Source organism: Streptomyces carpinensis (genome assembly GCF_002154505.1).
Taxonomy (GTDB): domain Bacteria; phylum Actinomycetota; class Actinomycetes; order Streptomycetales; family Streptomycetaceae; genus Streptomyces; species Streptomyces carpinensis.
This window is the reverse complement of sequence record NZ_MUBM01000159.1, coordinates 17,182-28,844: the sequence shown is the minus strand read 5'-3', so window position 1 is coordinate 28,844 and position 11,663 is coordinate 17,182. Positions and strand designations below refer to the sequence as shown.

Genomic DNA, 11,663 nt, shown 5'->3' with positions numbered 1-11,663 from the left:
CCGCGCAGGGGCGGACAGCAGGGTCTCGCCGCTGGCGTCCGGGACGGTCGAGTGAAGCACGATCTGGGGCTTCGTGGCCTGGATCTCGACCAGCTGACGCGGGCGGACTCTGCGGGCGGGCACCGATAGTCGGCGCCGAGTCGATTGGCCTCAGCGAAGACGTCCGAAGGGCCTGCGACGTCGAGGAGCTTCACTCCGTCGTGGACCAGGACCGCCGACCCGGTGGCCGTCGCTCGGCGCCCGCCGAGTGACGGCCGTGTCCGGAATCGGGTGGTTCATGGCCTGGCCGAGGCGGCGCGGACAGGCCTGTCACCGGCATCGTGGATCTGGGACCACCTGTCCGAGTCCTTCCCGACCAGATCCGAAAGAGAGCAGTCCTTGACCGACATTATCGCAGGCATCGCGATCCCCGAGACCTCCGCCGCGGCAGAGGCGACGCGACTGGTCGACGCGACGACGACGCCCCTCCTTTTCCACCACTCCCGCAGGGTGTTTCTCTTCAGCTCGATCCACGCGCAGACCCTCAATCTGGACGCCGACCCTGAACTCCTCTACATGGCCTCGTTGTTCCACGACACCGGCCTCCTTCCTCCGTTCTCCGAGCCCGAGCAGCGGTTCGAGGTCGATGGCGCCGACAACGCCCGCGCGTTCCTCCTCGAGCACGGCTTCTCCTCGCCGGCTGCGGACACGGTGTGGCAAGCGATCGCACTGCACACCACGCCAGGTATCCCGACGCGGATGGGGCCCGAGATCGCTGCCACGCACCTGGGCGTCCTCACCGACGTGCTCGGCTTCGCCCTCGACGACCTCGACCCCGCGCTCATCGAGGAGGTCACTGCCGCGCACCCGCGGGGCGATTTCAAGCACGGGTTCCTCCAGGCCTTCCACGATGGTCTGAAGCATCGCCCAGACACGACCTACGGCACCGTCAACGCCGACATCCTGGAGCACTTCGTGCCCGGGTTCCGCCGCGGCAGCATGGTCGAGCGCATCACCGGCTCGGCCTGGGCTGCCTGAGATCCAGCGCAAGAGCACGTCGTGCATCACGTGAAGGCCGCCGCGCCAAGACAACTGCCTACAACCGGCGCCTTTGTCATGCTGGCCGTAGCGACGGTGACCACCATGGCGGCTGCCAGCGCCCCGTCGCCGATCTATCCGCTGTACCGGGAGCGTTGGCACTTCTCCGTGACGCTGTTGACGGTGGTCTTCACCGTGTACGTGGTAGGCCTGCTCGCAGCGCTACTCACCGTGGGGTCTCTGAGCGACCACATCGGTCGCCGGCCCGTGCTGGTCGTCGCCTTCTTGATGGCGGCGACCAGCACGGCGATCTTCTGGGCAGCCAACGGGCCCGCCATGCTCATCTTGGCGCGACTGGTCCAAGGTGTTGCCTCCGGCATCGCGATGAGTGGACTGGCGGCCGGTCTCCTCGACTTCGCCCCCAAGGGTCGTCCTCACCTGGGGGCCACCCTCACCACCGTGGGGACGAGCATCGGCATGGCTGGGGGCGCCGCTGTCGTGGGCCTGCTCACCGCGGCGACCTCGCGCCCAGATGGCATCGTCTTCCCCGTTCTGACGCTGATGTTCCTCGCTCTGGCACTCAACTCGCTCGCGCTGCCAGAAACGGTGGCGCCTCGCAGCGTCACCCTGCTCATCCTTCGCCCCACAATTCGAGTGGACTCTCGAGCCCGCTCGGAGTTCTGGGCAACAATGCCGAGCACGATCGCCGGGTGGGCCGCAACCGGTCTGTTCCTCGCGCTCATCCCCTCCTTGGTCCGCGACGTACTTCGCCTGCAGTTTGCGGCAGCGGGAGGCCTCGCCATCGCCGTCCTCTACATCGCCGTCACCATCGGAGGGATCTGGTCGCTTCGTCACCGGACCCGCACCGTGACGATCCTGGGCACGGCGCTGATGACCACCGGTGCGGCGATCCTTGCGCTTGGATTGGCCACCGGTTCACTCATCGAGTTCGCAGCGGCCACGCTCGCAATCGGCCTGGGTGTCGGACTCACCTTCAACGGCAACCTCCGTGCCATGAGCGCTGTCACCAGTGCCAAGACACGCTCACAGACGTTCGCGGCCACCTACGTGGTCAGTTACGCCTCACTCAGTGTGCCGACGTTGGCCGCGGGCCTCCTTGCTCCTTTGTCGGGCCTGGAAGCGACCGGCTGCGCACTCATTGCGTTCGTCGCACTCCTCTCAGCAGGCGCCATGACTCACGCGCTTCTACGGCCGAGTCCACTGCGGGTGCTACCCACGGCCGCCAGACCTTGTCGAGTCGACTCCCAACCTCCGGGACAGACGAAGTCCGAGTTTCATTCGAAACCTTCGATGTAGTCGTGACGGGTCTGGCCGCCGCAGGAACTGAGTCGCGCCTTGGACACGCCCCCTCCACTCAAATGCGGCGGCACCTGGACGACCCACACCGTGCGTGATCTTGGTGTGGGTCACCGTCGACACGGGGAGACCGGCTCGCCTCGATGGCCGGTCCGGCCCTCAAGAGGCGTCTCCGCCGGGCCGCGTCGACGTCGTTCAGGCCGCACCTCCCGCGTGCCATGGGCCCCGGAGCAGTTCATGGCCCGGCCAAGGGGCTCGTGGAGCGCACCTTCTCCTCAATCAACATGCTGTTCGTGCAGCATGTGGCCGCTATACGGCCTCGCACCCCGGCGAACGTGGGAAGCACACCGATTGGAGGACGGCTATGAGGGGTGTGAACGAGGCGGAGGCGACCATGTCGGTTGGGTCCTCGCCGGGCCGGAGGAAGACGGGCACGAGGATCCTGGCGGTCTTGACCGTACCGTCGGCGTTCGGGCGCAGGGAACGGCCGATGTTCTGCACGATCTCGACCTGGAAGCCGCGGGTGTCGGCGAAAGACACCGCCTCAACGCTCCGCTCGCCGACGATGTCAACGCCTTCGCCGGGCACCCGGACGGAGGCAAGCGAGGCCCGGTGTACGCGGAAGGTCAGTAGTCACTCACCCGGTCCGGTCCCGGCGGCATCCCGAGGATTTCAGCCCAGGGCGGGATAGCCGCCGGCAGCGAGGTCGTCGATCAGTCTGGGGCGGGTGGGCTCCCACCCGAACCGTTCCCGGGTCAGTGCACTCGACGATGGCATGTCAAGGGCGAACACGCGACCGATGACGCCGAAGCGCTCAGGCGGCACCGACTCGACCGGCATCGCGAGAACGCCGCCGATGGCCTCGGCAAGCGACCTCATGGTGTCGCCCTCGTCGGCTACCGCGTGCAGGACCGCGCCCGGCGCCGCGTCCTCGAGTGCGATGCGGAACAGCGCGGCGGCGTCAAGCCTGTTGACCGCCGGCCATCGCTGCGTGCCGTCGCCGACGTATGCTGACACGCCCGTTTTCTGCGCGGCGGCGATGAGCACCGAGCAGAAGCCGTATTGCGACCCGCGCTGGTGCACGGAGCGCGGCAGCCGCACGACAGAGGACCGGACGCCCTGGGCGGCCAGGGCCAGTACCACGTCGGAAGTGCGGCCGCGGCCACCGACCGGACCGTCGGTGGTGTTGGGGTCCTCCTCGGTGGAGGCGTGGCCTGGCATCATCGGCGTGAGGCCGGCATGCACGAACGGCTTGCCACTGCCTGCGAGTGCGGCCGCGAGGGTCTGCACGGCGCGCGCTTCCTCGTCGATGCCCTGCTCCAGGTTGCTCCAGTCGTTGCTGAAGGCCAGGTTGATGACACCATCGGCCTGCGCGGCGCCGGCGCGGAGGCTGTCAAGGTCGGTGAGGTCGCCGCGGAGCGGCGTCCCGCCGGCGGTGGCGACGGCTGTAGCCGCGGCGTCGGAGCGGACGAGGCCGAGGACCTCGTGACCAGCGGCGATGAGTTCGGGAACGACAACTGAGCCGATGCTGCCGCTGGCGCCAGTGACGAACACGCGCAAGGGGGGCTCCAGATGACGGCTGCGACGCTGCGTCGCAGGAACTGGTGCGGTCCGGGCCGTTCGGGCGCCGCCCGCCGCTGGAACATCCCCGACGAGGCGACCGCATCTTCTCAGCCCCAAACACCACTTTATCAGTGCATACATGTCACGCTGGGAACCGGACACGCGCGAACGACTCGTTGTGGCTGCGCTTCAGTCGTTCGAGACGACCGTTGCGGTGATCGCCGACCGGGCCGGCCTGACCAAGAGCACCCCCACGGGCCTTTCCCCGACAAGCGAGATGTGCTCGCCGCGGGTCAGGAGACGCTGTCGCGGGATCCTGGCCGCATCCGGCGAGGCGTCGCCGGTAACAGATCCAGAAGCGCAGCTTGGGCGGTGGTTCGAGGCCAGCGGTGATCAGGAGGCGCAGACGGCGGTAGTCGCGCTGCCAGGCGAACCCCCGTGGAGGACACCACCACGGACACACGCGCTCTCCCGGCTGGCCGGCATATATCGGCAACAAGGCACGAACGGCCGCTTGGTCTGCGGGTCAGACCGGCCGGAAGAGCGCTCCCAGATCCTCGCAGTTGGTCTGCGGCCGGTAGATGCGGGTGAGCGCGGATCGTCGCCGGGAGCCCCGGGGCCGACGTGCTCGACGTCGGGCTGCGGCACCGGATCGCGGCCCACCAGTTCCAGGCGTCGGCTGCACCGTGCTCGGCGTCGAGCCCGATGCGCGGATGGCCGACTTCGCGCGAGCCCACGGCCTGGCAGCCGGTCGACCGGACGTTCGACACGGTCATCGCCGCCCAGGCGTGGCACCGGGTGGATCCCGTGCCACCCGCGCACTGGCCGCCGCTCAGGCCCATATCGACGCTGGCGGGTCCGACCAGGCGCGCACCATGCTGGCGGCCGCGGAGGCCGGCCCGCTCGACGATCTGCAGCGCGCCCGACTCGAGTGGCTGCGAGCCCGGCTGGTCTTCGCCCAGGTACGCGGCAGCGAAGCGCCCGGGCTCCTGCTCGACGCCGCACACCGGCTGGCCCCTCTCGCCGCCGCCCTGGCCCGTGACACCCTGCTGGAAGCGGTCGGCGCCGCGATCTTCGCCGGCCGTCTGAGCGCAGGACCCGGACCGCGAGAGGTGGCCGAGGCAGCCCGCGCCGGGCCGTCGCCGTCGACGCCGCCCCGGATGGTCGACGTGCTCCTGGACAGCATGGCGGGCCGGATCATCGACGGCTACGCCGTCGGCGCCGATGCTCTCAGGCGTGCGCTGCACGCCGTCCGGCAGGCGCAGAGGTCCGGGGCGAGAGATGCCGACCGGCGCTGGCTGTGGCTGGCGTTCCGAGTGACACCCGAGCCTGTCGCATCGGAGCTGTGGGACGACGACGCATGGCATGAGCTGGCCGTCGGCGCCGTCGGCCTCGCCCGTGCAGCGGGAGCGCTTGCCGTCCTCCCGATGGCTCTGACCTATCAGGCCTGCTTCCAGCTGCTGACGGGCGAGTTCGGCACCGCAGCGACTCTGATCGACGAGGCCACGGCGATCTCGGAGGCGGCGGGCGGCGTGCCCATGATGTACACATCACTGGTGCTCGGCGCCTGGTGGGGCCAGGAATCCCAGGCACTGGACCTCATCGAGACCACCAGCGAGGAAGTACGCGCCCGGGGCGAGGGACGCTCCCTCGGCCTCGCCGCCTATGCGACCGCACTGCTGTACAACGGCCTCGGCCGCTACGACGCCGCGCTGGCGGCCGCGAACCGCGCATGCCAGTACGAGGATCTGAGAATCTACGGCTCGGCACTGGCCGAACTGATCGAGGCGGCCGCACACGGCGGGCAGCCCGCAGCCGCCGCGGCCGCCCTGGACGACCTCACGGAACGCACACGCGCCAGCGGAACTGAATGGGCCCTGGGCATTGGGGCCTGCTCGCGCGCGCTCCTGAGCGAGGACCAGGCTGCCGATGCGCTCTACCAGCAGGCGATCGAGCATCTCGGACACTGCCGGATCACCGTCCACCTCGCCCGCGCCCGTCTGCTGTACGGCGAGTGGCTGCGTCGCCGTAACCGCCGTCAGGAAAGGCGTACTCAACTGGCGTCCGCCTACGAGGTGTTCAGCCGCGCCGGAGCGGACGGCTTCGCCGAACGCGCCCGCAGGGAGCTGATGGCGACCGGGGAGCCCGTACGCAAGCGGACGGTTGGCGCCCTCGACGAGCTCACCAGCCAGGAAGCCCAGATCGCCAGGCTGGCCCGGGACGGGGACACCAACCCCGAGATCGCCGCTCAGCTCTTCATCAGCCCCCGCACGGTGGAGTTGCACCTCGGAAACGTGTTCAGCAAGCTCGGGGTCAGCTCGCGCAGACACCTCCGCTCAGCACTGTCTCCGCCACAGCAGCCAGGGGCGCGACTGCCGTGACCAGCGGCCGCCACCATCGGGCCGAGACCTGGTCTCGGCACGTCGGCCGCCAGGGCCGCCGGGTTGCGGCGTGGGCACGCCCGGAGCACCGATCGGCCACGAGCCGTCCCGGCCGCCCCATCATCCAGATCTGTCTCCTCATGCTGGCTTGTGGATGCATGAACCTCATGGACATCATGGCGACGCCGACCGGATACGGCCTGCTGGGCCTAGGGAATCCAGCGCCCATCAGGCCGGTACATGGAGCCGTCTCACCACCGCAACCATCCCGCGCAGACCGGGGCACCCTGCACAGGTGGTTGCGCTGGCGCGACGCCAACGCCTGTCACCCCGACGTCCTCGCCGCGTAACGCAAGGAACGCGACCGCACCCGTAATGAGAGGGGACATCCGCTGGGGCGGACGCCCGCTCTCAGTCGCGGCCTGTTGTCGAGTGGGCCCTCGCGTCACCTCCGCCAGAACAGGTGGTGCGTCACGCCGCTCGGGCTGGGCACGACCTCCAGGTGGAACCGGTCGAGCAGCTCATCGGGGGACTCCCAGAGTCGTAGTCCGGGCCCGAGCTTCACCGGCGAGACCGCCACGTGCATGGTGTCGACGAGGCCCGCGTCGAGGAACTGCCGGATGGTGGTGACCCCGCCGCCGAGCCGGACGTCCTTGCCCTGCGCCGCCTTCCGCGCCTGTTCGAGGACCGTGGCCGGGTCGCCGTCGACGAAGTGGAACGTGGTGTCGGAGAGCGTGAACGAAGGACGTTTGTGGTGGGTCATGACGAACACCGGGGTGCGGAACGGAGGCTCCTCCCCCCACCAGCCCCGCCATTCATGGTTTTGCCAGGGACCGCGCTGGGGACCGAACTTGTTGCGGCCCATGATCTCGGCGCCGATGTTGCGGGCGTAGTCCCGCGTGAAGTAGTCGTCGAGGCCCCGGCTCCCCCCGAAATCTGTGCGCATGGGCCAGCTCGCCGTGGCTCCGGCCCAGGCGAACAGCCTCTCGGGATGGTCCAGGCCGAACGGCCGCTCGAGACTCTGGTGCTCACCGGCACCGATTCCGTCACTCGAGACGTTGAAGTTCTGGACTCTCAGCAGTTGGTTCACGTGTTTCCTCGTCTGGTCTGTCGCGTCATCGTGTGGCGAGGTGCCGCACATCATGACGTCGAACGGGACGTGCCCGGATCGACAGCGGCCCGCAACCTTTTCCAAGGCGCGTCGGGAAGCGGCCCTCGGCGGTGTGGCCGTGGCGGACGCGGACGGCATGGGGGCGGCCGGCGTGGCCGCCGCAACCATTCACATGTTTCGCAACGGACGTCACCGCCCATCCAACCGCCAACCCGACGAACCTTCCCGGTAGAGCAACTTGGTGTGCTGTTCCGACCCGCTGGCGGACGCCGCCAGCGAGGATGGCCGCCCGACCTTGATCACGCGCCGGCCTTGCTTTCGGACTCGACGATCACCCGCAGGGTCTGATCGCCCGCAGCCGCCGTTCGTCGCAGATTGAATACCGCTCGTCGACTGGGGCGCCCCGCTCGTCGACTGCGGCGCTTCTTACTGATTGACCCTGTACCAGCGTGATCGTGAAGCTCGAATGCCAACCACCTGCGCAACAAGGAGGAGAGCATGGACGATTCACGTGACGTGACTGCCGTGACCCGGGCGCGGCTCGGTCGGCGCACCTTCCTTGGCGGAGTCGGCGTCGCCGCCCTCGGCGCCGCGGGCCTCGGCGGTGTCAGCCTGTTCACCGGCGCCGCCCTGAGTCCGGCGGCGGCCGCGACCGCGGTGCCGGAGGCGGACAAGGACCCGCTCAACCTGCTCAAGCGGATGCTGTCCTACGACACGCAAAACCACGGCGAGGGCGCGAACACGCGCCCGCACGCGGAGATGCTCAAGGCGGTGTGGGAGAACGCCGGGGTGCCCTCGGAGATCATCGACACTCCGCAGCCGAACAACGTGCACCTGATCGCGCGGATCCCCGGGACCAGCTCTGCTGCGCCGCTGCTGATGCTTGGCCACTCCGACGTGGTGCCGGTCGAACGGGACAACTGGTCCGTCGATCCGTTTGCGGGCACGGTGCGGGGCGGGGAGGTGTATGGTCGCGGCGCCCTCGACATGAAGGGCGCGAACTCGGCGACGATCAGTGCTCTGCTGCGGCACATCTCCGAGGGGTCCCGGTTCGAACGTGACATCATCGTGCTCACCGACTGTGACGAGGAGGCCGGCTCTTTCGGATCGGGGTGGCTGGCGGCCAACCACTGGGACAAGGTGGACGCCGGCATGGTTCTCACCGAGGGCGGCTGGTTCCTGGCGCAGAAGGACAAGACCACCCCGATGCTGATCACCGCCACCCGGCAGGACAAGGTCTATTTCAACCTGGATCTGACCGCCCACGGCACCGCCACGCACTCCTCCAAGCCCAACCCCGACGCCGCGATCGTGACGTTGTCCCGGGCGGTCGCCGAACTGGGCAGTTGGCTTGCGCCGGTGCACCTCACCGCGGTGACACGCGAGTACTTCGCGGCGCTGGCGAAGGCAACCGACGACGCGGAGTTCGCCCGCGCCGTCAAGCTCATGCTCTCCGCACGCAGCCAGAGCGCACGGGAACGGGCCGCGCGCGTCGTTGTTTCGAAGTCCTCCTACCCGTGGCTGCACCAGGCCCTGCTTCGGACCACGCATGCGTTCGTCATTGAGGACTCCGGCTACAAGGAGAACGTGATCCCGTCCTCGGCGCGTGTCCGGATCAACTGCCGTGGCATCCCCGGCGGACAAAAGCCCCGCGAGTTCCTCGCCCAAGTCCGCGAGATGACGGCCCGTCGCGGCATCCAGGTGACACTCGCCGCCCCGGCGGGCAAGACCGAGAAACAGTACCTCGACGAGCTCGACGCGATCTGGGCGAGACCGCCGGCCGACATAGACACTCCACTGTTCCGCGCTCTGGCCGGCGCCGCCGGCGAGACCTACCCCGACGCGGTATTCGCGCCGGCCCTGTTCGAAGCAGGCACCAGCCTGGCGCCGTGGCGCGAGCGCGGCATCCCCGGATATGGGGTCTACCCGTACGTACTCGACAACGACCAGCTCATCACGATGCATGGAAACAACGAACGGATCTACGTCGAGGCGCTGCGGCAGGGGACCGCGTTCATGTACCGGATGTTCTCCCGCTTCCTCAGCTGACAAGTCGATCACCAGCGGGCATACGCCTGCGGCCGCACGGATCCCTTCCGCGGCTTTCGGTCAAGGCCGGGAAGTTACAGCTGTCCGGTTGCCGGCAAGGGAGACTTGATCTGGGCGTTCGCCGGACGTAGAAAGCGGAGCCCCGGCAGAACGGCGTGTCCGCCAAGACATCCGTCATGCCGGGAACTCCGCTGTCCGGGCAGTGTGTCACCAGCTTGGCGGTAGCGGTCCGCCTTGCCCTCGGACTACTGCTGGCCGTCTGGGTGACCGCGGCCAGCGTCTCCGACAACGCCGGCGGTATCCGCCTGCTCGCCCAGATCACCACCACAAGCCCTCACGTGACCAAGGGCTGGGCCGACACCGGCTACCGCGCGAAAGCCATCGACCACGGCGCCCGCCTCGGCATCGACGTTGAAGTTGTCCAACGCGAACCTGGAGTCAAAGGCTTCAAGGTGATCCCCCGGCGCTGGGTGGTCGAGCGGACCTCCGGCTGGCTCATGCACCACCGCCGCCTGGCCCGCGACTGCGAAACCCACCCCCACCGCTCCGAAGCCATGATCAGTCCTGGCGATGATCGACCTGATAAGCCGCCGCGTCACCCGTGAGAACACTCCGAACCGGCGGGATACCTGATCGAGCCGCCTGGTCCCTACCTACCCGCAAGACCTGGTCACGTTGCTCCAGGAGGTCCACGCGGTCACGGAGATCCGGCCGCGGCAAGCCAACGCGCTCACGCATGAACGCGATGGCCTGGATGTGGCGTCCAGCGATAACCAGTTCGTCCACTTCCCGCTGGTCTCCGACCGGGAGCCGACCCCACAGAGCATCGTTCATCCTTAGATTGAACCGCTCAGCACTATCAGCTGACTCCCCAAAATTCCGCAGGTCAGACAGCATACTTATCAAACACCACTACCGGGACAAAACACTCTTTTAGGCCGTGTTGCTAAAGGTCTGGACCCAGTGGAGTGTCGCGGCGAGGCACTGACCGGAGTGGTGGTTGCGGGCGGTCTTGTCTGATCGCATCGCGAGCCCGCGCCACTGCTTGAGCTGTTGAAGCAGCGCTCGACGACGTTGCGGCCCCGGTACCGCTGCCGCTGCTCGTCACCGAAGTCGATGGGGCGGCCAGGTCGCTTGCCGCGGTGGGCGATCTGGTCGTCACGTTCCGGGATTGTCGTGGCGATGCCGCGCTCGTGCAGCCACGCCCGGTTCGCCCTTGACGGGTAGCCCTTGTCCGCCAGCAGCCGGTCCGGGCGCTGACGTGGCCGTCCGGTCGCGCCGGCCACGCGGATCTCGTCGAGCGTGTCGGGCAGCATGGTTGTCCGCGACCTGGCCACCGGTCAGGACGAACGCCAGCGCCCGCCCCTTGCCGTCGGCGACCAGGTGCGTCTTGGTCGTCAACCCGCCACGGGAGCGGCCGATCGCGTGATCAGCGGGTTCATCTCCGAGCTTCCTGTAGTTCGACCGCGCCCCCTTTGTCCCGGGGCAGGGTCGCGCCGTGCTGGTGGACACGCACGATCGTGGAGTCGATCGACGCGATCCAGTCGACGTCGCCGCCCTGGTGAGCCATCGCCTGGACCTGCTCGAGGACGCGCGCCCAGACCCCGGCCTTCGACCAGCGGTCGAAGTTCTTGTAGATCGTCTTCCAGTTCCCGAACCGCTCGGGCAGATCACGCCACGGCGCCCCGGTGCGAAACCGCCACGCTGTCGCCTAGACCACCGTGCGTCGGTCTACCGGCGGACGGCCCGTAGCCTTCACAGCGGGAAACAGAGACCCGAGCACGGCCCACGCCTCATCAGAGATCACGTCACGCGACACAAGCACAAGTCTGCGCCCGACGACTTCGAAGACCCTCTAACAAGACGCTCCGAGGCTGACTGAGACTCGTTGCCCGCGCGCACCACGAAGCGTCTACTGGTCAGACGGGATCGGTGAACGAGATCGGCTTGCCGGTGGCGTGGGCATATGCGATCTCCCTGCTCGTGGACTCGCCGATATACCCGCCGGGGTTGACGACCAGAACCCGGTCAGCCAGGTCGATCTTGCGCAGGTGGAGGGCGTCCAGCGCGGTCTTCTGCTCGTTGGTGATCAACTCGTCTGCTTCGCCTGGCGCGACGACGATGACACCTGCGAAGGTCAGATCACGGTTCGCCGCACGCATCTCGTCCACGAACCGGGTAGAGCCGCAGATGCAGACAATCTCAGGTCGGTCGGGCACGGCTCA

7 protein-coding genes and 3 pseudogenes are annotated in these 11,663 nt (G+C 68.3%); 5 read left to right on the top strand and 5 right to left on the bottom strand.

The window, feature by feature from the left end:
* The first annotated feature begins 378 nt into the window (after positions 1–378).
* Both BZY54_RS21415 and BZY54_RS21410 read left to right on the top strand, forming a co-directional pair.
* Positions 379–1,017, top strand: coding sequence for an HD domain-containing protein (locus BZY54_RS21415; protein WP_086726844.1), 639 nt, complete (start codon positions 379–381; stop codon positions 1,015–1,017).
* A gap of 21 nt (positions 1,018–1,038) precedes the next feature.
* Entirely contained in the window at positions 1,039–2,334 is a 1,296-nt protein-coding gene (locus BZY54_RS21410; protein ID WP_143668084.1) for an MFS transporter, read from the top strand.
* A 345-nt stretch (positions 2,335–2,679) separates the two neighbouring features.
* Here BZY54_RS21410 and BZY54_RS21405 read toward each other — a convergent pair.
* Positions 2,680–2,955 (bottom strand): annotated as a pseudogene (locus tag BZY54_RS21405) (DEAD/DEAH box helicase); the annotation flags it as partial.
* 51 nt (positions 2,956–3,006) lie between these two features.
* Complete coding sequence (locus BZY54_RS21400; protein ID WP_086726838.1) at positions 3,007–3,894, bottom strand: SDR family oxidoreductase; 888 nt, start codon at positions 3,892–3,894, stop codon at positions 3,007–3,009.
* A gap of 878 nt (positions 3,895–4,772) precedes the next feature.
* Here BZY54_RS21400 and BZY54_RS21385 point away from each other — a divergent pair.
* Positions 4,773–6,278 carry a helix-turn-helix transcriptional regulator gene (locus BZY54_RS21385; RefSeq protein WP_244217268.1) on the top strand — a complete coding sequence of 502 codons (1,506 nt, stop codon included), beginning with the start codon at positions 4,773–4,775 and terminating at the stop codon, positions 6,276–6,278.
* Between the two features lie 445 nt (positions 6,279–6,723).
* Here the strand turns inward: BZY54_RS21385 and BZY54_RS21380 are convergent, their stop codons facing one another.
* Positions 6,724–7,368: a dihydrofolate reductase family protein gene (locus BZY54_RS21380; RefSeq protein ID WP_086726835.1), complete on the bottom strand. Its 645-nt coding sequence runs from the start codon at positions 7,366–7,368 to the stop codon at positions 6,724–6,726.
* 519 nt (positions 7,369–7,887) lie between these two features.
* Between BZY54_RS21380 and BZY54_RS21375 the strand changes: the two genes are divergently transcribed.
* Both BZY54_RS21375 and BZY54_RS21370 read left to right on the top strand, forming a co-directional pair.
* Positions 7,888–9,438: a M20/M25/M40 family metallo-hydrolase gene (locus BZY54_RS21375; protein ID WP_086726833.1), complete on the top strand. Its 1,551-nt coding sequence runs from the start codon at positions 7,888–7,890 to the stop codon at positions 9,436–9,438.
* A 239-nt stretch (positions 9,439–9,677) separates the two neighbouring features.
* Positions 9,678–10,071, top strand: a pseudogene (locus BZY54_RS21370) (transposase); the annotation flags it as partial.
* 300 nt (positions 10,072–10,371) lie between these two features.
* Here BZY54_RS21370 and BZY54_RS21365 read toward each other — a convergent pair.
* Positions 10,372–11,257 (bottom strand): annotated as a pseudogene (locus BZY54_RS21365) (IS5 family transposase).
* A 100-nt stretch (positions 11,258–11,357) separates the two neighbouring features.
* Positions 11,358–11,657 carry a hypothetical protein gene (locus tag BZY54_RS21360; protein ID WP_086726831.1) on the bottom strand — a complete coding sequence of 100 codons (300 nt, stop codon included), beginning with the start codon at positions 11,655–11,657 and terminating at the stop codon, positions 11,358–11,360.
* Between the last annotated feature and the right edge of the window lie 6 nt (positions 11,658–11,663).

What these genes read in the sequence shown, in the direction of transcription:
- BZY54_RS21385 (WP_244217268.1), top strand. Translation starts at nt 4,773, where the DNA reads ATGCTGGCGGCCGCGGAGGCCGGCCCGCTCGACGATCTGCAGCGCGCC.
- BZY54_RS21375 (WP_086726833.1), top strand. Translation starts at nt 7,888, where the DNA reads ATGGACGATTCACGTGACGTGACTGCCGTGACCCGGGCGCGGCTCGGT.